This is a genomic window from Streptomyces durocortorensis (assembly GCF_031760065.1).
GTDB lineage: Bacteria > Actinomycetota > Actinomycetes > Streptomycetales > Streptomycetaceae > Streptomyces.
The window spans coordinates 1,600,356-1,620,967 of record NZ_CP134500.1 but is presented as its reverse complement, the minus strand read 5'-3'; the positions used below and the strand labels follow the sequence as shown (position 1 = coordinate 1,620,967).

General features: G+C 71.5%; 18 protein-coding genes and 1 riboswitch. Of the genes, 14 read left to right on the top strand and 4 right to left on the bottom strand.

The genetic code is table 11. The features are described 5' to 3' along the window. The first annotated feature begins 4 nt into the window (after positions 1-4). The 5 genes from qcrC to RI138_RS07140 all read left to right on the top strand — a co-directional run bounded on the left by qcrC (position 5) and on the right by RI138_RS07140 (position 6,528). Positions 5-814 carry a cytochrome bc1 complex diheme cytochrome c subunit gene (qcrC, locus tag RI138_RS07160; protein ID WP_311119227.1) on the top strand — a complete coding sequence of 270 codons (810 nt, stop codon included), beginning with the start codon at positions 5-7 and terminating at the stop codon, positions 812-814. Beyond that, positions 811-1,863, top strand: coding sequence for a cytochrome bc1 complex Rieske iron-sulfur subunit (gene qcrA, locus RI138_RS07155; protein WP_311119226.1), 1,053 nt, complete (start codon positions 811-813; stop codon positions 1,861-1,863). Before qcrC ends, qcrA begins: the two co-directional genes overlap by 4 nt. Then, the gene (qcrB, locus tag RI138_RS07150; RefSeq protein WP_096629281.1) at positions 1,860-3,506 is read left to right on the top strand and encodes a cytochrome bc1 complex cytochrome b subunit; all 1,647 of its coding nucleotides are present in this window, start codon (positions 1,860-1,862) and stop codon (positions 3,504-3,506) included. Before qcrA ends, qcrB begins: the two co-directional genes overlap by 4 nt. Before the next feature lie 122 nt (positions 3,507-3,628). Continuing rightward, positions 3,629-4,693 carry an anthranilate phosphoribosyltransferase gene (gene trpD, locus RI138_RS07145; RefSeq protein ID WP_311119225.1) on the top strand — a complete coding sequence of 355 codons (1,065 nt, stop codon included), beginning with the start codon at positions 3,629-3,631 and terminating at the stop codon, positions 4,691-4,693. A gap of 106 nt (positions 4,694-4,799) precedes the next feature. Continuing rightward, positions 4,800-4,917: riboswitch (SAM riboswitch) on the top strand. Positions 4,918-5,130: 213 nt separating this feature from the next. Beyond that, positions 5,131-6,528 carry an aminotransferase class V-fold PLP-dependent enzyme gene (locus RI138_RS07140; RefSeq protein ID WP_311119224.1) on the top strand — a complete coding sequence of 466 codons (1,398 nt, stop codon included), beginning with the start codon at positions 5,131-5,133 and terminating at the stop codon, positions 6,526-6,528. Between the two features lie 53 nt (positions 6,529-6,581). Here RI138_RS07140 and RI138_RS07135 read toward each other — a convergent pair whose 3' ends face one another. Both RI138_RS07135 and RI138_RS07130 read right to left on the bottom strand, forming a co-directional pair. Then, positions 6,582-6,863 (bottom strand): Lrp/AsnC family transcriptional regulator, encoded by a 282-nt coding sequence (locus RI138_RS07135; RefSeq protein WP_003969641.1) that lies wholly within the window; start codon positions 6,861-6,863, stop codon positions 6,582-6,584. Further along, positions 6,860-7,612, bottom strand: a complete 753-nt coding sequence (locus RI138_RS07130; protein WP_311119223.1) for a rhomboid family intramembrane serine protease — start codon at positions 7,610-7,612, stop codon at positions 6,860-6,862. The genes RI138_RS07135 and RI138_RS07130 overlap by 4 nt, the downstream gene beginning before the upstream one ends. Positions 7,613-7,806: 194 nt before the next feature. On the opposite strand from RI138_RS07130, the gene RI138_RS07125 reads away from it, so the two are divergent. The 5 genes from RI138_RS07125 to RI138_RS07105 all read left to right on the top strand — a co-directional run bounded on the left by RI138_RS07125 (position 7,807) and on the right by RI138_RS07105 (position 13,355). After that, a complete protein-coding gene (locus RI138_RS07125; RefSeq protein ID WP_015608051.1) occupies positions 7,807-8,049 on the top strand; it encodes a hypothetical protein in 243 nt (80 codons plus the stop codon). Positions 8,050-8,088: 39 nt separating this feature from the next. Then, positions 8,089-9,450 carry an NYN domain-containing protein gene (locus RI138_RS07120; protein WP_096629288.1) on the top strand — a complete coding sequence of 454 codons (1,362 nt, stop codon included), beginning with the start codon at positions 8,089-8,091 and terminating at the stop codon, positions 9,448-9,450. 317 nt (positions 9,451-9,767) lie between these two features. After that, positions 9,768-10,793, top strand: a complete 1,026-nt coding sequence (locus RI138_RS07115) for a C40 family peptidase (RefSeq protein ID WP_096629289.1) — start codon at positions 9,768-9,770, stop codon at positions 10,791-10,793. A gap of 254 nt (positions 10,794-11,047) precedes the next feature. Next, positions 11,048-12,076, top strand: coding sequence for a C40 family peptidase (locus tag RI138_RS07110; protein WP_311119222.1), 1,029 nt, complete (start codon positions 11,048-11,050; stop codon positions 12,074-12,076). An 82-nt stretch (positions 12,077-12,158) separates the two neighbouring features. Then, positions 12,159-13,355 (top strand): hypothetical protein, encoded by a 1,197-nt coding sequence (locus tag RI138_RS07105; protein WP_398864215.1) that lies wholly within the window; start codon positions 12,159-12,161, stop codon positions 13,353-13,355. Here RI138_RS07105 and RI138_RS07100 read toward each other — a convergent pair. Then, complete coding sequence (locus RI138_RS07100) at positions 13,331-14,578, bottom strand: glycosyltransferase 87 family protein (RefSeq protein ID WP_311119220.1); 1,248 nt, start codon at positions 14,576-14,578, stop codon at positions 13,331-13,333. The two genes, RI138_RS07105 and RI138_RS07100, sit on opposite strands and share 25 nt — an antisense overlap. 123 nt (positions 14,579-14,701) lie before the next feature. On the opposite strand from RI138_RS07100, the gene RI138_RS07095 reads away from it, so the two are divergent. After that, the gene (locus RI138_RS07095) at positions 14,702-15,844 is read left to right on the top strand and encodes a glycosyltransferase family 4 protein (protein WP_311119219.1); all 1,143 of its coding nucleotides are present in this window, start codon (positions 14,702-14,704) and stop codon (positions 15,842-15,844) included. A gap of 53 nt (positions 15,845-15,897) precedes the next feature. Here RI138_RS07095 and RI138_RS07090 read toward each other — a convergent pair whose 3' ends face one another. Continuing rightward, the gene (locus RI138_RS07090; protein WP_311119218.1) at positions 15,898-17,694 is read right to left on the bottom strand and encodes an AMP-dependent synthetase/ligase; all 1,797 of its coding nucleotides are present in this window, start codon (positions 17,692-17,694) and stop codon (positions 15,898-15,900) included. 280 nt (positions 17,695-17,974) lie between these two features. On the opposite strand from RI138_RS07090, the gene RI138_RS07085 reads away from it, so the two are divergent. From RI138_RS07085 to RI138_RS07075, 3 genes are all read left to right on the top strand, one after another. Next, a complete protein-coding gene (locus RI138_RS07085) occupies positions 17,975-18,781 on the top strand; it encodes a metallophosphoesterase family protein (RefSeq protein WP_311119217.1) in 807 nt (268 codons plus the stop codon). A gap of 109 nt (positions 18,782-18,890) precedes the next feature. Then, positions 18,891-19,340, top strand: a complete 450-nt coding sequence (locus RI138_RS07080; protein WP_311119216.1) for an SRPBCC family protein — start codon at positions 18,891-18,893, stop codon at positions 19,338-19,340. A gap of 5 nt (positions 19,341-19,345) precedes the next feature. Next, the gene (locus tag RI138_RS07075; RefSeq protein WP_311119215.1) at positions 19,346-20,539 is read left to right on the top strand and encodes an ArsA family ATPase; all 1,194 of its coding nucleotides are present in this window, start codon (positions 19,346-19,348) and stop codon (positions 20,537-20,539) included. The last annotated feature ends 73 nt before the right edge of the window (positions 20,540-20,612 follow it).

The following is a 20,612-nucleotide window of genomic DNA, read 5'->3' as shown; positions in this document are numbered from 1 at the left end:
ATCCGTGAAAAAGCTCTCCGCACGACGACGCCATCCGCTGGCGGCGGTCGTCGTACTACTCCTCGCGCTGGCGGCTACCGGGGGGCTGTACGCCGCGTTCGCGCCTGCGGGCAAGGCGCAGGCCGATGAAACCGCCCAGTCCCTCGCCATCGAAGAGGGCAAGAAGCTCTACGCCGTAGGCTGCGCCAGCTGCCACGGAACCGGCGGTCAGGGCACCACCGACGGGCCGTCCCTCGTGGGCGTGGGCTCCGCCGCCGTCGACTTCCAGGTCGGCACGGGCCGTATGCCCGCGCAGCAGCCGGGCGTCCAGGTACCGAAGAAGAAGGTCATCTACACCCAGGCGGAGATCGACCAGCTCGCGGCGTACGTCGCGTCGCTCGGCGCCGGTCCGATCACGCCGACCGACAAGCAGGTCGACCCGGCCGGCGCGGACGTCGCCAAGGGTGGCGAACTGTTCCGCAACAACTGCGCCCAGTGCCACAACTTCACGGGTAAGGGCGGCGCGCTGACACACGGCAAGTACGCCCCGGACCTCGAAGGCGTGAGCCCGAAGCACATCTACGAGGCCATGCAGACCGGCCCGCAGAGCATGCCCTCCTTCCCGGACACGACGATGCCCAACCAGGAGAAGAAGGACATCATCGCGTACATCCAGACCGTGAACGGTTCGGAGACGGCGAGCCCTGGTGGCCTTTCGCTCGGTGGTCTCGGTCCGGTCAGTGAGGGTCTGTTCACCTGGATCTTCGGGCTCGGCGCTCTCATCGCAACTGCCGTTTGGGTCGCGGCCCACACCGCTAAGGCCAAGAAGTCATGAGTAGCCAACAGATTCCAGAAGACAGCCTGCCCGCAGTGCAGGAGACCGCGCACGGCGCGGTCGAGGGTACGGACGACCCGTTCGCCGACCCGGGGCTGCCGGCCCACCAGCCGCGCATCCAGGACCTCGACGAACGCGCCGCGCGCCGCTCGGAGCGGGCCGTCGCGTTCATGTTCACCCTCTCGATGCTGGCGACGGTGGGCTTCATCGCCTCCTACGTCATCTTCCCGGTGGACAAGATCGTCTACATCTGGCCCTTCGGTCATGTGAGCCCGCTCAACTTCTCCCTGGGTCTCACCCTGGGCTTCGCGCTCTTCTTCATCGGCGCGGGCGCCGTCCACTGGGCGCGCACCCTGATGTCCGATGTCGAGGTCGCCGCCGAGCGCCACCCGATCGAGGCCGAGCCCGAGGTCAAGGCCCAGGTGATGGCCGACTTCGCGGCCGGTGCCGAGGAGTCCCAGCTCGGTCGGCGCAAGCTGATCCGGAACACCATGTTCGGTGCGCTGGCCCTGGTGCCGCTCTCCGGTGTGGTCCTGCTGCGCGACCTCGGTCCGCTGCCGGAGAAGAAGCTCCGCACCACCATGTGGGCCAAGGGCAAGCTGCTCGTCAACATGAACACCGGCGAGCCGCTCCGTCCCGAGCACGTCCCCGTGGGGTCGCTGACCTTCGCCAGGCCCGAGGGGCTTGAGGAGGACTCGCACGACTTCCTCACGCAGATCGCCAAGGCCGCCCTCATGATCGTCCGCATCGAGCCGGACGACATCAAGGACAGGCGCCAGCGCGAGTGGGCCCACGAGGGCATCGTGGCCTTCTCCAAGATCTGCACCCACGTCGGCTGCCCGATCAGCCTGTACGAGCAGCAGACACACCATGTGCTCTGCCCGTGCCACCAGTCCACCTTCGACCTCTCCGACGGCGCCCGCGTCATCTTCGGTCCGGCCGGCCACGCTCTTCCGCAGCTGCGGATCGGCGTGAACAGCGAGGGCAACCTCGAGGCGCTCGGTGACTTCGACGAGCCCGTCGGCCCTTCCTTCTGGGAGCGCGGATGAGTACTGCGACAACGAACCCGCCCGCCGACCAGGCGGGGCAGCGCAAGGCACCCGCGGGCGAGCGGGTCGCCGACTGGGCGGACGGCCGGCTGGGCATCTACGGCCTGGCCAAGGCCAACATGCGCAAGATCTTCCCGGACCACTGGTCCTTCATGCTCGGTGAGGTCGCGCTCTACAGCTTCATCATCATCATCCTCACGGGTGTGTATCTGACGCTGTTCTTCCAGCCGAGCATGAACGAGATCGTCTACCACGGTCCGTACGAGCCCATGCAGGGCATCCGGATGTCGGAGGCCTACGCCTCGACGCTGAAGATCAGCTTCGAGATCCGTGGCGGTCTGCTCGTGCGGCAGATCCACCACTGGGCCGCGCTGATCTTCCTGGCCGGCATGTTCGTGCACATGATGCGCGTCTTCTTCACGGGCGCCTTCCGCAAGCCGCGCGAGATCAACTGGGTGTTCGGCTTCCTGCTGTTCGTGCTGGGTATGTTCACCGGCTTCACCGGCTACTCCCTCCCGGACGACCTGCTCTCCGGTACGGGTGTCCGCTTCACCCAGGGCGCGATCCTGTCCGTGCCGATCGTCGGTACGTACATCTCGATGTTCCTGTTCGGCGGCGAGTTCCCCGGTCACGACTTCGTGGCCAGGTTCTACTCGATCCACATCCTGCTGCTGCCGGGCATCATGCTCGGTCTGCTGGTGGCCCACCTGATCCTGGTCTTCTACCACAAGCACACGCAGTTCGCGGGTCCCGGCCGGACCAACAAGAACGTCGTCGGCATGCCGCTGCTGCCCGTGTACATGGCGAAGGCCGGAGGCTTCTTCTTCCTGGTCTTCGGCATCATCGCGATCATCTCGGCGATCGCCACGATCAACCCGATCTGGGCGCTCGGCCCGTACCGCCCGGACCAGGTGTCCACCGGCGCCCAGCCCGACTGGTACATGGGCTTCGCCGAGGGTCTGGTCCGTGTCATGCCGGGCTGGGAGATCGTGTTCTGGGGCCACACGCTCAACCTGGGCGTGTTCATCCCGCTGGTCCTCTTCGGCCTGGTGCTCACGCTGCCCGCGGTCTACCCGTTCGTCGAGTCCTGGATCACCGGGGACAAGCGCGAGCACCACATCCTGGACCGCCCGCGCAACGCCCCGACCCGTACGGGCCTCGGCGTCGCCTGGGTCACGGCGTACTTCATCGGCCTCGTCGGCGGTGGAAACGACCTGTGGGCCACGCACTTCCACCTGTCGATCAACGCCATCACCTGGTTCGTCCGGATCTTCTTCTTCGTCGGACCGGTCATCGCGTTCATCGTCACCAAGCGGATCTGCCTCGGTCTCCAGCGCCGCGACCGGGAGAAGGTGCTGCACGGCCGCGAGACCGGCATCATCAAGCGGCTGCCGCACGGTGAGTTCGTGGAGGTCCACGAGCCGCTCAGCCAGGAGAAGCTGCACACGCTCACGGCGCACGAGCAGTACAAGCCGGTCGAACTCGGCCCCGAGGTCGACGAGAACGGCGTCAAGCGCAAGATCTCCCCGGTGCAGAAGCTGCGCGCCAAGCTCAGCAAGGGCTACTACGGCGAGAACAACCAGATCGCCAAGCCCACCACCGAGGAGTACAAGGAGATCACCGAGGGCCACGGCCACCACTGATCACCTGAACTGATCGCCACCACGAGAGCCCCGTCCATTCGATGGACGGGGCTCTTTGTGGTCCCCCGGGCTGGATAGGGTGGAGCCATCCTTCTGACCGGCTGTGGACCCTGGAGCGGACCATGAACGTTGTGACCCCGAACGGCGGCGACAGCGTGGCGGCCCCTTCCTGGCCCGGTCTGCTGAACCCCCTGCTGCGCGGCGAGAACCTCAGCTCCGAGGAGACCGCCTGGGCCATGGACCGCATCATGAGCGGCGAGGCGACCGACGCGCAGATCGCCGGGTTCGCCGTCGCGCTGCGGGCCAAGGGCGAGACCGTCGAGGAAGTCACCGGGCTGGTCCGCGCGATGTACGCACACGCCAACCTCATCGAGGTGCCCGGCCGCACCGTCGACATCGTCGGTACCGGCGGCGACCTCGCCAAGACGGTCAACATCTCCACCATGTCCGCGATCGTCATCGCGGGCACCGGCGCCAAGGTCGTCAAGCACGGAAACCGGGCCGCCTCCTCGGCAAGCGGCTCCTCCGACGTACTGGAGAAGCTGGGCGTCAACCTGGAGCTGACCCCGCGACGGGTCGTCGAGGTCGCCGAACAGGCGGGCATCACCTTCTGCTTCGCCGTGAAGTTCCACCCCGCCCTGCGGTACGCCGCCAAGGCCCGCAAGGAGCTCGGCGCGCAGACCACGTTCAACATCCTGGGCCCCCTCACCAACCCGGCCCAGGTACGCGCCCAGGCCGTCGGGGTGGCCGACGCCCGCATGGCGCCCATCGTCGCGGGTGTCCTGGCCGACCGGGGCAACTCCGCGCTGGTCTTCCGGGGTGACGACGGGCTCGACGAGCTGACGACCACCGCCACCTCCCGGGTCTGGGTGGTCCGCGACGGCGCGGTCCGCGAGGAGCCGTTCGACCCGCGCGACGTCGGGCTGCCCATCGTCCCCGTCGAGGCGCTGCGCGGCGCCGACGCCTCGTACAACGCCGATGTGGCCCGCCGCCTGCTGGACGGCGAGAGGGGCGCGGTGCGCGAGGCGGTGCTGCTCAACTCGGCGGCCGCGCTGGTCGCGCTGGACCCGGGCCCCGGCGCGCTCACCGAGCAGATCGCGGCGAAGATCGCCGTGGCGGCCGAGGCCATCGACTCCGGCGCGGCCAAGCGCGCCCTGGAACGCTGGGTCGCCGCCAGCAACGCCTGAGCACGCCGGAGAGACACCTCCGGCGCACACGGTGTGACGCGGGGCGCAGTCCGGATACCGGACCGCGCCCTTGCGCGCGTGCGGGCGTATGGCAAGATGCTGCGCAGGTCATGAGTGACAGCGACTACGGCCCCGGCCCGCTGTCCGGCAACCCTCCGTCCGTGGCGGGGTGCCCCGGGTGAAGACCAGGCCGCAGGCAGCGAGGTCTGCGGCAAGCGCGGGCCCCTCGGCATCCAGCGGATGCCAGCCCCCGGGGTCCTGGTCCCTAGGGAGCCTCTTGTGAGCAAGCGAATGCGTTAGGGCCCGTCGTTCGGCTCCGGCCGTGCTCGCGGGCCCAGGGCTGACCGCCCTCTTCCGCGCACTTTTTCCTTTCTTCTCCCGCGCTGCCGCGTACCCGCCGGCGCGTGGATCTCGCCTGCCTGTTACGGGAGTTCGCCATGTCTGTCTCCACCGCTGCCCTCGACCCGTCGGTTTGTGCCCCGCTGCCCGTTCTGGGGCAGGACGTCACCGTTCCGCTCGTCACCGGCGGTGAGGTCACCTACGCCGCACTCGACTACGCCGCCAGTGCCCCGGCCCTCCAGCGGGTCTGGGACGACGTCGCCGCCTATGCCCCGTACTACGGCAGCGTCCACCGCGGGGCCGGATACCTCTCGCAGCTCTCCACCGACCTCTTCGAGAACAGCCGCCGCATGGTCGCGGAGTTCCTCGGCTGCCGCGCCGACGACCAGGTCGTCTTCACCCGCTCCACCACCGACTCCCTCAACCTGCTGGCCGCCGCGATCCCCGCCGACTGCCAGGTGTTCGTGTACGAGACCGAGCACCATGCCTCCCTGCTGCCCTGGCGCGACGCCCAGGTCACCTACCTCAACGCGCCCCGCACCCCGGGCCAGGCGGTTGAGACCCTGGAGCGCGCGCTGGCCGACCGAGCCCCCTACGGCCCCGCCCTCGTCTGCGTCACCGGAGCCTCCAACGTGACCGGTGAGCTGTGGCCGGTGAGGGAACTGGCCGCCGCCGCGCACGCGCACGGTGCCCGGATCGTCCTGGACGCCGCCCAGCTCGCCCCGCACCACCCCGTCGACATCGCCGAACTCGACGTCGACTGGGTCGCGTTCTCCGGGCACAAGCTGTACGCGCCCTTCGGCTCCGGGGTCCTGGCCGGACGCGCCGACTGGCTCCGGGCGGCCGAGCCGTACCTCGCCGGCGGCGGGGCCTCCCGCAAGGTCGCCCGGCGCGCCGACGGCGGGGTGGAGGTCGACTGGCACACCACCGCCGCCCGTCACGAGGCCGGTTCGCCCAACGTCATCGGGGTCTACTCCATCGCCTCCGCCTGCAAGGCCCTGACCGAGGCGGGCTTCGGCACCCTGGTCGCCCGCGAACAGGAGTTGGTGCGCCGGGTCCGCGAGGGGCTCGCGGACGTCCCCGAGGTGCGGGTGCTCTCGCTGTTCGGCGACGACGCGCCCCGGGTCGGGGTCATCTCCTTCGTGGTGCGCGGCTGGAACAGCTCCCACTTCGCCGCAGCCCTCTCCGCGGAGTACGGCATCGGCGTCCGCGACGGCCTCTTCTGCGCCCACCCGCTCGTGCGTACCCTCCTCGGCAGCGACCCGCAGGACCCGGGCGAGTGCGGCGCCCCCGAGGCCGAGCCGGGCGAGCGGTCCCTGAACGCGATCCGGGTCAGCTTCGGCGCCGGTACGCCGGACGAGCACATCGAGCGCTTCCTGCGCGCGGTCACCGAGCTGGTCCGCGAGGGCGCCCGGTGGAAGTACCGCACCGAGGACGGCCGTTGCGTCCCGGACCGGGGCGGGATCGCCCAGGTCCAGGTCCGAGAGACCTCGTGAACCGCTTCGGCCGGGGACAGGCGCACCGCCTGTCCCCGGCCGAAGCGGTTCGCCTACGCGTCGAGGCCGATGGCGAACGCCGCTTCCAGGTCGTGCTGGGAGTACGTACGGAACGCCACATGGGTGTCGGTGCCCTCGACGCCCGGGATCTTGCTGATCCGGCCGGGGATGACATCGGCGAGGTCGTCGTGGCGGGCGACCCGGACCATGGCGATCAGGTCGTAGGTGCCGGTGACGGAGAAGACCTCGCTGACACTGTCCAGCGCGGCGATGGCCTCGGCGATCTCCGGAATCCGGTCCACGCTGGTCTTGATGAGCACGATCGCGGTGATCACGGCTGGCTGTCTCCCTCGGTGGCCGTGGCTGGAACCTTCACTCTAGCCCTACGCCCATAGCGCCCCCAGGCGTAGAGGAACCCGACGGCGAACCCGGCCACATGCGCCAGATACGCCACGCCGGGCCCGGCGTCCGCGCCCTGCGCCGCCGCCCACTGGAGCCCGAACCAGAAGACCAGCACGATCCAGGCGGGAAAGCGCAGCGGCAGAAAGAAGAGGAACGGGAACAGGCTGGTCACCCGGGCTCTGGGGAACAGGTACAGGAACGCGCCGAGCACCGCGGAGATCGCACCCGACGCCCCGACCAGCGTCTGTCCGGAGTCCGCGTGCGCCGCCGCGTAACAGACGAGGGCCACATAGCCGCAGCCCACGTAGAACAGGGCGAACCGCACCCGGCCCATGCGCTCCTCGGCCATCGCGCCGAACACGTAGAGGAACAGCAGGTTCCCCAGCAGGTGCAGCCAGCTGCCGTGGACGAACAGCGCGGTGAACGGCGTGATCAGCGCATGCGCCGAGCCGTCCCACAGCTCCGCGGGGATCACTCCCCACCGCTCGAAGTACCCGGCCTGCGCGGCGAGCAGCGCGTCCTCCGTGCCGTACGCGGCGTGGAAGCCGGACAGCGGGCTGACCAGGAAGATCACGACGCACAGGGCGATCAGCCCGTACGTGACCGGGGCACCGCTCGCCGTCGCCGTCTCCCGGAGCCTCCCGGCCGTGGCCCGCCGGCCGACCTGCCGCCAATCGATCATGTACAGAGCATGACGTACCGGCGGAGAAGGGGACGGAGCGCCTCGCCGTGCCGATGCTTATACGCGAGGCCGTAGGGTTACGCCAGGACTTCCGCAGTTCGACGGCGCACCGCGAGATCCTTGGCGTAGGACAGGAAGAGACGCGGCGGCGCGCCCGGCGCGGGCTCCGGCAGACGACGAAAGAGGACGCAACGATGACGACGGTTCCCCTGCCGACGGACGGGACCCGCTGGCGCTGCACGCTGTGCGGCAATCTCACGCGCTTCGACGTGACCCGCTCCTCCAAGGTCGTGGAGTACGTGCACCTCGACCTGGCCGGTGAGTCGAGTGTCGAGGAGCGGGAGGTGGTCAGTGAGACCATCGAGTCCGTCCGCTGTCGTTGGTGCAATGCGGTGGATCAGATCGAACTGGTGGACAGGCCGGGTGCCGCTTCCTGAGGGAGCGCACCCATCGACATATCTATGGGGTGACGGACGGTGGATCAGCCGACCAGCGGCGCCGAACCGGCCGATGCGGCCGACGGCGGTGCAGAGGCGCTCGACCGTCCGCTGCCCGAAGGTGTACGGCGGCGGGTCGTCGCCCTGGTCTCCGATGCCTTCGGCGGACTGACCGTCGCCGAACTGCCCACCCAGTTGCGGCAGTATGCCCGGTTCACCCCGACCCGTCGGGCCAAGTTCGCCGGGAACGCGATGGCCGCCGCGCTGGAGAGCGACGCCCTCTTCCGGCAGCGGATCGGTGAGCGGCTGGGCCAGTCCCAGCCGGAGCTGGCCGGTGCGCTGGAGGCGGGTTCGCCGCCCGCCGCCGCCGACCCCCTCGATGTGGCCGCCGCCGCGTACGTGCTGCGCCCGGTGGGCTGGGTCAAGCTCGTCGAAGCCGCGGGCGAGGAGGTCCAGCGCGCGGACGCGGAACGGGCCGACGAGGAGACCCGGCGCGAACTGGTCCAGCTGCGGGAGGAGCTGGAGCGGGCGCGCGCCCACACCCGCGCCGAGACGGAGCGGCTGCGCACCGAGCTGGAGGCGGCCCGCAAGGAGGCCGAATCGCTCCACCGCAAGCTGCGCAGCGCCCTGAGCGAGGTCAAGCGCGGCGAGGCCGCCCTGCGCCGCAGCGCCGCCGCCGCCGACACCGTACGGGCCGAGGCGGCCGCCCAGGTCTCCGCCGCCGAGAGCGAGTCGCGCCGGCTCAAGGGGCGGCTGGGGGAGGCGGAGTCCGCCCTGGAGGCGAGCCGCCGGGCCGCCCGCGAGGGCCGCTCGGTGGAGGACATGCGGCTGCGCCTGCTGCTGGACACCGTGCTGGACGCCGCCTCGGGGCTCCGGCGCGAACTGGCCCTGCCCCCGGTGACCACGCATCCCGCGGACACCGTGGACGCGGTGGAGCCGGGCCGGATGTCGCCCAAGGACATTGCCGCCAGAGCCCTTTCGGAGACGGATCCGGCGCTGCTGGACCAGCTGCTGGCGCTGCCGCAGGCCCACCTCATCGTGGACGGCTACAACGTGACCAAGACCGGCTATCCCCAGATGCCGCTGGAGAAGCAGCGGTTGCGGCTGCTGGGCGGCCTCTCGGTGCTGGCCGCGCAGACCGGCGCGGAGATGACCTGCGTCTTCGACGGCGCCGAGCTCGCCGCGCCCGTGCTGCTCGCGCCGCCGCGCGGGGTGCGGGTGCTGTTCAGCAAGGCCGGGGTCACGGCGGACGAGCTGATCCGCCAACTGGCCCGCGCCGAACCGCCGGGACGGCCCGTGGTGGTCGTCTCCACCGACCGGGAGGTGGCGGACGGCGTGGCCAAGGCCGGGGCCCGCCCGGTCGCGTCCGTCTTGCTCCTCAAGCGGCTTTCCCGCGTCTAGAGGGCTCCCTGAGGTGGATGTTCCGCATGTGCGGCATGTCGGATTTGCGGGAACGTACCGTCAAGTCGCCGCTACACGCGGTGGGGTGAGAGTAAAGAAGTGCCTGGTGTGACGAGAAAATTCCTGTGAGGATTTGAACTGATCACGAGATGGTCACTAGGGTCAGGCCTCGAACCTTCGCACGGTTGATCACCCACCCGGGGTGGCAGCGGAGGAACCGCCGAGTCCGTGACGTTGCTCCGTGACGTTGCACGGAGCCGGGGATTCTTTCCCCCACAGCCCGGTAGGCGGCTCAGAGGAAGAAGGAGCTCGCCTTCGTGGCGTCCCACCGTCGTCCCAAGCAGCCGAGCCGCACTCGTGTGACCGTGCTCACCGCGACCGCCGCTGCGGCCGTGGCCCTGACCTCCCAGGCCGCCCACGCCGACCCCAAGCCGAGCAAGAGCGAAGTCAAGGCGAAGGTCGACAAGCTCTACCACGAGGCCGAGGCGGCCACCGAGAAGTACAACGGGGCCAAGGAGCAGCAGGACAAGCTCAAGAAGCAGGTCGACGCGCTCCAGGACAAGGTCGCCCGCGGACAGGGCGAGCTCAACGACCTGCGCGGCGAACTCGGGTCGATCGCCACCGCCCAGTACCGATCGGGCGGCATCGACCCCTCGGTGGCTCTCTTCCTCGCCTCCGACCCGGACAGCTTCCTCGACCAGGCCTCCGCGCTCGACCAGCTGACGGTCAAGCAGACGGAGTCGCTGCAGAAGATCCAGTCCAAGCAGCGCACTCTCGCCCAGCAGCGCAAGGAAGCGCAGGACAAGCTCGGCGACCTCGCCGACGTCCGCAAGGCGCTCGGCGAGAACAAGAAGAAGTACCAGGGCAAGCTCGCCGACGCGCAGCGCCTCCTCAACAGCCTGACCGCCGCAGAGCGCGCGAAGATCCAGGAGGAGGAGAACCGCGCCAGCCGCGCCTCCACCGAGCGGGTCGAGCTCGGCAAGGAGGCCCCCGCCTCCAACCGCGGTGCGGCCGCCCTCGCCGCCGCCGCCACCCAGATCGGCAAGCCGTACGTCTCCGGCGGCTCCGGCCCCAACTCCTACGACTGCTCCGGGCTGACCCAGTGGGCTTTCGCCCAGGCCGGTGTCTCCATCACCCGGACCACGTACACCCAGCAGCACGACGGCACGAGGATCGGCCGCAGCCAGCTCAAGCCGGGCGACCTGGTCTTCTTCAACGGCCTGTCGCACGTCGGCTTCTACGCGGGCAACAACCAGATCCTGCACGCCCCCAAGCCCGGCACCGTCGTCCGCTACGAGTCGATGGACTACATGGGCACCTTCCAGTTCGGCGTCCGTATCTGACGCCACGGCGCGCCCGAACGAGGGAATCGCCGCACCGCACGCTGACGCCCCGCCCCGCCGGAGACCCGAGGTCACCGGCGGGGCGGCGGCGTTCGGCGCCCTTCCGCACCCTTTCCGTCCTCGGCGCGGTCTTTGGCCGGTGCGTAGTGGGCCGATTACTGTCTGGCTGCTGTGCAGCTCCCGGTCGTCGGTCCGCCCGCCCGGGCGGCAGGGGCTGCGCACGACCGCGTCAGCGGGAGGGAGTGCGGTTACCTGTGGTGTCCCATCGCCGTTCCACACAGCCCGGCCGGGGCCGGGGCGTTCGCGTCACGGTCCTCTCGGCGGCCGCCGCCACCGCGGCCGCGACGCTGACCGGGGCCCCGGCGAGCGCCGACCCCAAGGACACCCGGGAGGGCGCCAAGGCCGCCGTCGACCGGCTCTACGGCGAGGCCGAGCAGGCCACCGAGCGGTACAACGAGGCCGGGGAGCGCGTGGACCGGCTGCGCGGCGAGGCGGACCGCGCCCAGGACGCCACGGCCCGTGGCCAGGAGCGCGTCAACCTCATGCGCAACGAGCTCGGCGCGATGGCGGGCGCGCAGTACCGCAGCGGCGCCATCGACCCGGCCCTCGCGTTGCTGCTCTCCTCCGACCCGGACACCTACCTGGAGCGGGCCGCCGTCCTCGACCGGGTCGGCGCCCGCCAGGCGATGACCCTGGACCGGCTCCGCCAGGCCCAGCGCAAGGTCGCCCAGACCCGTGCCGAGGCCACCCGCGCCCTGGCCGGTCTGGAGCGTGACCGGGCCGCCCTCACCCGCCACAAACGCACCGTCGAGGCAAAGCTCCGCCAAGCACGGCAGCTGCTGAACTCCCTGCCGCCCGAGGAGCGCGCCGACTTCGACCGCGCCTCCCGCTCCGGCCGCGACGGCGCGCCCGACCTCTCCGGCGTCGCCCCCGGATCACCCCGCGCCATGGCCGCCGTGGCCGCCGTCCACCAGGCGCTCGGAAAGCCGTACGTATGGGGTGCCAACGGGCCCTCCGGATTCGACTGCTCCGGGCTCATGCAGTGGGCCTACGCCCAGGCCGGGGTGACCCTGCCCCGCACCTCGCAGGCCCAGCGGTACGCGGGCCGCATGGTGTCGCTCTCCCAGGCGCAGCCCGGCGACCTGGTCGCCTACCGGGCGGACGCCAGCCACATCGGCATGTACGTCGGCAATGGCCAGGTCATCCACGCCCCGTATCCGGGCGCCCCGGTCCGCTACGACCCGGTCGGCATGATGCCCGTCTCCTCGGTCACCCGGATCTGACCGTACGATCGGCAGGGTGGCCGTACGCAGACCTGATGTGCGACGGGGAGGCCCCCGTGGACGGCGGCGAGCGGCGGGACTCGTGCTCGCCGCCCTGCTGACCGCGTCCGCCTGCACGGCCGCCCCCGAGGAGACCCGCACCTCCCTCACCGCCGGGGAGATCACCGCCGTACTGGACGGCCGGGCAACCGCCGTCCTGGCGCGCGACCCGGCGGGCTACCTCGACGCCCTCGCCCCCGACGCCGAGAAGCTGCGGGCCGTCCAGCGCACCGAGCTCGCCAACCTCGCCGACGTACCCCTGAAGTCCTGGACGTACGAGGTGAAGGACATCGGCGAGCGGGACGGCGACTGGGCCACCGCCGAGGTGGAGCTGCGCTACCGGATCAAGGGCTACGACACCGCCCCGGTCGCCACCCGCCGCACCCTGGAGCTGATGCGCGACGGCGGGCGCTGGTACATCACCGCCGACCGGCCCGCCAAGGGCTCCTCGGGGCAGCTGTGGCAGCAGGGGGACGTGGAGGTCGTGGAAGGCGCTCACAGCATCGTCCTGGGCGTCGGACGGACCGAGGAGGAGCTGCGCCGGATCGCCGACACCGTGGACCTCGCCGTACCGGCCGTCTCGGACGCCTGGCCCCGGCCCTGGAACCGCCGGGTGGTGGTGCTCGTCCCGGACTCGGTGGAGGACATGGCACGGCTGCTGGGCTCGCCGGAGGCCAGTTACCGGGGGATAGCGGCCGTCACCACCGGCGAGGTCGGCGGCGGCACCGGCAAGCGCCCGGCCATCGCCGACCGGGTGATCGTCAACCCGCAGGCATACGCCACCCTGGGCAGTTTCGGGCAGCGGATCGTCCTGACCCATGAGACGACCCATGTCGCCACCCGGACCAGCACCTCGACGGCCACCCCCGTCTGGCTCTCCGAGGGCTTCGCCGACTGGGCGGCCTACCGGGGCGAGGACCGCCCCGCCGACGTCGTCGCCCCCGAGCTGACCACCGCCGTCCGCGCCGGTGAGACGCCCGCCGGGCTCCCCGCCGACCGGGACTTCGGCTTCGACGGGGACCCTGTGAAGCTCGCCCGGGCCTACGAGGGCGGCTGGCTGGCCTGCGCGCTGATCGCGGAGAAGTGGGGCAAGGAGAAGCTGATCGCCTTCTACGCGGCCGTGGGAGCCCATCAGGGACGCGAAGGGGCGGTGGAGCAGGCGATGGACGCGGTGCTCGGCACCACCCCGGAAGAGTTCACCGCCGACTGGCGCGACTACCTCGGAACCCGGCTCGGCTGACCGTCGCCCACCGGCCGCGCCGAAGCCGTCGGGCCCCCGCCCGGCACCGTCGACCGCCACAGCCGCCGCGCGGCGAGCAGCGAGGCCGCCACCAGCAGCCCGTTGCGGACGAACAGCAGCGTCACGCCCCACAGGTCGCTCGCCACCACATGGCCGAAGCCGATCGGGAACTCCAGCAGCGTCACCCCCGCCGCCACCACGACCAGCACGGCGGGCAGGGTCATCGCGGCCTCCCGGAAGACCAGGCACACCGCCGCGAGGCCGACCAGCCACACCACGTACTGCGGGCTGATCACCCGGCTCGTGACGGTGAACAGCAGCACGGCCGTGAACGCCGCCTCGGCCGGGGTGCGCACCGCGAACGTCCGGGCCCGCAGCCGCCACAGCAGCAGCCAGCCCAGCGCCAGGACACCCAGCCCCAGCGTCAGCGACGAGACCAGCCCCACGTGCGGCCCGACGAACTCCAGCGAGCCGTAGCGCAGCTCCACCCGGCCCTCCCAGCCGAACCGCCGCGCCACGTGGAGGACCAGTGACCCCAGCGACTCGACCTCGATGCCCCGGTCCCGCTGGAAGGCCAGGAACGCGAACGCCCCCGGCATCCACAGCGCGAAGGACAGCGCCAGCCCGCCCGCCGCGAGCGCCGCCGCCGACCAGGCCGCGCGCGTCGGCCGCCCCTTCCGCACCCCCACCAGCAGCAGTACCGGCCACCCCTTCAGCAGCGCCCCGAACGCCGCCAGCGCCCCCAGCGCCCGGGGCCTGCGCACCCCCGCCAGCAGCGCCGCCACCGCGACCGCCGTCACCATCAGGTCGTAGCGGGCGTAGACGGTCGGCCCCAGCAGCGGCACCCCCGCGATCCACACCCAGGCCCCCGCCGCCCGCATCCCCGGCCGCCGCCCCGCGTACAGCAGCAGCCCCAGCACCAGCGCGTCGCACAGGAGCACCAGCACGACGAAGGCCGTCGCGTACTCCCAGAACGGCAGCAGGGCCGGGGAGAGGATCGCCAGGGCGGCCCCGGGCGGATACTGCCAGGTCACGTCGGACAGCGGATACGTGCCCGTCAGCAGCACCTCGTACCAGCCCCGGTAGATCACCGACACGTCCACCGTGACGTCCGGCCCCGGCACGGTGACGGCCTTGAACGCGCACAGCAGCAGCCAGACCCGGCTCAGCGCCCACACCGCGTACGGCCACGGCCCGGTGCCGCTGGGTCCTCGTCCCGTCATCGCCGTCCCGTCGTCGCCCGCCGCCCCAGGGGTGTCCTGTCCTGCCGGATTCCCGGCGGCCCATGATGCCGCCGGGAGACGGCGTCAGCGGTGAAGCGCGGCCGTTCGGTACTGTCAGCCGCGATGGACAAGACCTTGATCGTGACCAATGACTTCCCGCCCCGCCCCGGCGGCATCCAGGCGTTCCTGCACAACATGGCGCTGCGTCTGGACCCCGACCGGGTCGTCGTCTACGCCTCCACCTGGAAGCGGAGCGCCGAGGGAGTGGCGGCCACCGCCGCCTTCGACGCCGAGCAGCCGTTCACCGTCGTCCGCGACCGTACGACGATGCTGCTGCCGACCCCGCGCGTCACCCGGCGGGCCACCGCCCTGCTGCGCGAACACGGCTGCACCTCCGTCTGGTTCGGCGCCGCCGCCCCGCTCGGCCTGATGGCCCCGGCCCTGCGCCGCGCCGGCGCCCGGCGGCTCGTCGCCACCACCCACGGGCACGAGGCCGGATGGGCCCAGCTGCCCGCCTCCCGGCAGCTGCTGCGCCGGATCGGCGAGGGTACGGACACGATCACCTATCTCGGTGAGTACACCCGCTCCCGGATCGCGTCCGCCCTCACCCCCGAGGCCGCCGGCCGCATGGTCCAACTGCCCCCGGGCGTCGACGAGAAGACCTTCCACCCGGCGTCCGGCGGAGACCGGGTCCGCGCCCGTCTCGGGCTCTCCGACCGCCCGGTGATCGTCTGTGTCTCGCGCCTGGTGCCCCGCAAGGGCCAGGACACGCTGATCCTGGCCATGCCCGCGATCCTCGCGCAGATCCCGGACGCGGTGCTCCTGGTCGTCGGCGGCGGACCGTACGCCAAGGACCTGAAGCGGCTCGCGGCGGAGACCGGCGTCGAGGACTCGGTACGGTTCACCGGGCCCGTGCCGTGGGCGGAGCTGCCCGCGCACTACGGGGCCGGGGACGTCTTCGCGATGCCCTGCCGGACCCGGCGGGGCGGCCTCGACGTGGAGGGCCTCGGCATCGTCTACCTGGAGGCGTCCGCGACCGGACTGCCCGTGGTGGCCGGCGACTCGGGCGGCGCTCCGGACGCGGTGCTGGACGGCGAGACCGGGTGGGTGGTGCGCGGCGGCAGCGCCGAGGAGTCGGCGGACCGGATCGTCACGCTGCTCGGGGACCCGGAGCTGCGGCAGCGGATGGGGGAGCGGGGCCGGGCCTGGGTCGAGGAGAAGTGGCGCTGGGACCTGCTGGCGGAGAGGCTCAAGACACTGCTGTGAGTACGCGGCAGGGGCCCGCGCCGTCACGGGCGCGGGCCCCTGCTCCGTAGCGCTCAGGCGCGGTAGATCGACTCCACCTCGTCCGCGAAGTCCTTCGCCACCACGTTCCGCTTCAGCTTCAGCGACGGCGTGATGTGGCCCGCCTCCTCGGTGAACTGGGCAGGCAGGATACGGAACTTGCGCACCGACTCAGCCTTGGAGACCGCCGCGTTCCCGTCGTCCACCGCCCGCTGCACCTCGGCCAGCAGCTCCGGGTCCTCGCGCAGCGAGAGCGCCGTCGAACCGGCCGGCTTGCCGTGCTCCTCGGCCCAGCGGCCCAGGAACTCCTCGTCCAGGGTGACCAGCGCGCCGACGAACGGGCGGCCGTCGCCGACGACCATGCACTCGGCGATCAGCGCGTGGGCGCGGATGCGGTCCTCGATCACCGCCGGGGCGACGTTCTTGCCGCCCGCCGTGACGATGATCTCCTTCTTGCGGCCGGTGATCGCGAGGTAGCCGTCCTCGTCCAGCGTGCCGACGTCACCGGTGTGGAACCAGCCGTCCGCCAGCGCCTCGACGGACGCCGACTCGTTCTTCCAGTAGCCGGTGAACAGGTGCTCGCCGTGCAGCAGCACCTCGCCGTCGTCCGCGATCCGCACCACCGAACCGGGCAGCGGCTGGCCGACCGTGCCGATCTTCTGCCGGTCCCACGGGTTGAAGGCGGTCGCCGCACAGCTCTCGGTCAGGCCGTAGCCCTCCAGGACCGTGAAGCCGATGCCCCGGTAGAAGTGGCCGAGCCGCTCGCCCAGCGGGGCGCCGCCGGAGATCGCGTGCTCGCCCCGGCCGCCGAGCACCGCGCGCAGCTTCCCGTAGACCAGCTTGTCGAACAGCTTGTGCTTGAGCCTCAGCCCCAGCGAAGGCCCCTGCGGGGTGCTCAGCGCCCGGCTGTAGGCGATCGCCGTGTCGGCGGCCCGGTCGAAGATCTTGCCCTTGCCGTCCGCCTGCGCCTTGGCGCGGGCCGCGTTGTAGACCTTCTCGAAGACCCGGGGCACACCCAGGATCAGCGTCGGCCGGAACGAGGCCAGTTCTTCTGTGAGGTTCTTGATGTCGGGTACGCAGCCGAGCTTGATCGGCGCCATCACCGAGGCCACCTCGACCAGTCGGCCGAACACATGGGCGGCGGGCAGGAACAGCAGCACCGAGCAGTCGCCCGTACGGAACAGCGGCTTCAGCCGCTCCACCACGTTGCCGCACTCCGCGAAGAAGCTGCGGTGCGTCAGCACACAGCCCTTGGGGCGGCCCGTGGTGCCCGAGGTGTAGACGATGGTCGCCGGGTCGTCCGCCTTGGCGCTGACCATCCGCAGGTCCATGGTCTCGTCCGAGACCTCGGCCCCGGCCTTGACCAGCGCCTCCACCGCGCCCGCGTCGATCTGCCGGACCTGCGTCAGCTCCGGCAGCGAGTCCCGCACGGAGGCCACGGCCGCCGCGTGCGCGTCACTCTCCACGAGCACCGCCACCGCCCCGGAGTCACCGAGGATCCACTGCAACTGCTCGGCGGAGCTGGTCTCGTACACCGGCACGGTCACCGCGCCGGCGCTCCAGATCGCGAAGTCCAGCAGCACCCACTCGTAGCGGGTGCGCGACATCAGGGCGACCCGGTCGCCGGGCTGCACGCCCGAGGCGATCAGCCCTTTGGCGGCGGCTCGCACCTCGGCCAGGAACTGGGTGGCGCTGACGTCCGTCCAGACACCGGCCACCTTGCGGCTCATCACCGCGACTTCGGGATGCTGAGCGGCGTTGCGGCGGATGAGATCCGTCAGATTGCCGTCCGTCGGGACCTCGTACAGGGCCGGAAGGCTGAACTCGCGCAAGACTGCTGCTCCTCATCGGGCTCCGGTGCCACGGCTCTGTGTGACGCACCGGCTGCGGTCCAAGAATGGCGGGTGCTCAGTGGGGTGAGCACGACTGGACTGCCCGGACGTTACCCACCAGTACTCGGTTCCGGATAGGGGGTTCCGGCCAGATGTCTTATGCATCACACATATAGATGGTCCTTTCGCGCACAGTAGTCCACTGCTGTGACGACTTGGAAGTAACCGCAGGTCCGGAACGGTCTACCCAGCGTTGGAAGGGGCGCTCTAGGGTGATCCCATGCGAGGCAGCGAACCGGACAGCCGGGGCCGGACCGGGGGGTCGACCCGGATCCATGTGATCAGCGATGTGCACGGCAACACCGAGGCCCTGGCCCGTGCCGGGGACGGCGCCGACGCCCTGATCTGCCTCGGTGACCTGGTGCTCTTCCTCGACTACGCCGACCACTCGCGCGGCATCTTCCCCGATCTGTTCGGCAGGGAGAACGCCGACCGCATCGTCGCGCTGCGCACCGCCCGCCGCTACGAGGAGGCCCGCGCCTTCGGCCGCGAGCTGTGGGCGGGCCGCGACCGCAACACCGAGATCCTCGGCGCCGTACGACGGCAGTACGCCGAACTCTTCGCGGCCTTCCCCACTCCGACGTACGCCACCTACGGCAACGTCGACGTCCCCGACCTCTGGCCCGAGTACGCCCGCCCGGGCACGACCGTGCTGGACGGGGAGCGGGTGGAGATAGGCGGCCGCGTCTTCGGCTTCGTCGGCGGTGGCCTGAAGACCCCGATGAACACCCCGTACGAGATCAGCGACGAGGAGTACGCCGCCAAGGTAGAGGCGCTCGGCCCGGTCGACGTCCTCTGCTCGCACATCCCGCCCGAGGTCCCCGAGCTGACGTACGACACCGTCGCCCGCCGTTTCGAACGCGGCAGCCGCGCTCTGCTGGAGGCGATCCGCGCCACCCGCCCCCGGTACGCGCTTTTCGGCCACGTTCACCAGCCGTTGGTCCGCCGGATGCGGATCGGGACCACCGAGTGCGTCAACGTCGGCCACTTCGCCTCGACCGGAACGCCCTGGGCGCTGAGCTGGTGAGTGCGGGCAGCCGGGCCGTGGACCGGGGCGCCCCGGGCACGCGATAGCCTGCACAGCGGCAGACTTCTGCCGAACGCGACCGGTTACACCGCACTGGAGGGCCACGGCGATGGCTGAACACACCAGCTCGAACATCACGATCGAGGCGGCACCGGCCGACGTCATGGGCGTGATCGCCGACTTCGCCCGCTACCCGGAGTGGACCGGCGAGGTGAAGGAGGCCGAGGTCCTCTCCACCGACGGCCAGGGCCGCGCCGAACAGGTCCGCCTCGTCCTGGACGCCGGAGCGATCAAGGACGACCACGTCCTCTCCTACACCTGGACCAGCGAGAACGAGGTCAGCTGGACCCTCGTCAAGTCCCAGATGCTGCGCTCCCTGGACGGTACGTACGCCCTCGCCCCGCTCGGCGGCGGCGAGCGCACCGAGGTCACCTACAAGCTCGCCGTCGACGTCAAGATCCCGCTGCTCGGCATGATCAAGCGCAAGGCCGAGAAGGTCATCATCGACCGTGCCCTCGCCGGTCTGAAGAAGCGCGTCGAGTCCGCCCCGCAGGCCTGAGAGCCGTGCGTACGGTCCTGGTCACCGGCCCCGGCGGCGCGGGCCGCACCACCGTCGCCGCGGCGAGCGCGCTGGCCGCGGCCGAGGGCGGCAGCCGCACCCTCCTGATCTCCGCCGAGGCCATACCCGGCTTCCCCGACGGCACGGCGCCCACCGAGGTCACCGAGGGGCTCGACCACGCCCGGATCGACTCCGGCGAGCACTTCCGCGCCGAACTCACCGAACTCCAGAAGCGCGCCTCCGGTGCCCTGGACCTGCTCGGCGCGGGACGGCTGGAGGGCGAGGAGATCACCGAACTCCCCGGCTCCCCGCAACTCGCGCTGCTGCACACCCTGCACCGCGCCGCCGTGGGCGACTGGTCCGCCCGTGGCTACGACACCCTCGTCGTCGACCTCCCGCCGCTGCCCGACGCCCTCGCCCTGCTCGCCCTCCCCGGGCAGCTGCGCCGCTATCTGCGCCGGCTGCTGCCCGCCGAACGCCAGGCCGCCCGCGCCCTGCGCCCCGTCCTCGCCCAGCTCGCCGGGGTCCCCATGCCCGCCCAGTGGCTGTACGAGGCCGCCGCCCGCAAGGACACCGAGCTGGCCGCCGTACAGGCCCTGATCGAGGACGACGCCACCACGCTCCGTCTGGTCGCCGAACCGGGCCCCACCGCCGAGGACACCCTGCGCGCCGCCCGCGCCGGGCTCGCCCTGCACGGGCTGCGCGCCGACCTGCTCGTCGCCTCCCGCGTACTGCCCCGGCACTCCTCCGACCCGTTCTTCGCCGGGCTCGCCGCCCAGCAGGAGAAGTGCCTGGACCACTGGCACCAGGAATGGGCCCCGGACGTTCCCGTGCACGAGGCCGCCCACCAGGGACGCGAGCTCCAGGGCCCGGCGGACCTGGCCGAGCTGGAGGTCCCCGCCCCGGACGCCCGCCCGGCGGGCCGGGCCGAGGACCCCTGGTGGATCGAGGAGGCGCCGGACGCCGAGGGCGGCACGGCGACCCTCACCTGGTGCCTGCCGCTGCCCGGCGCCGCCAAGGAGGACCTGCGCCTGGTCCGCCGGGGCGACGAACTCCTCCTGACCGTCGGCCCGTTCCACCGCATCGCGCGGCTCGCCTCCGCGCTGCGCCGGTGCACCGTCTCCGGCGCGGCCCTGACCGGCGGGGTGCTGCGGGTCCGGTTCACACCGGACCCGGCCCTGTGGCCCCGCACCTCCTGAACACGGTGCGGCCGTTCGGGTAACGTCGGTAGTACGTGAACCGCAGGCCGACCGTCGGCCGCCCGCGTCGCAG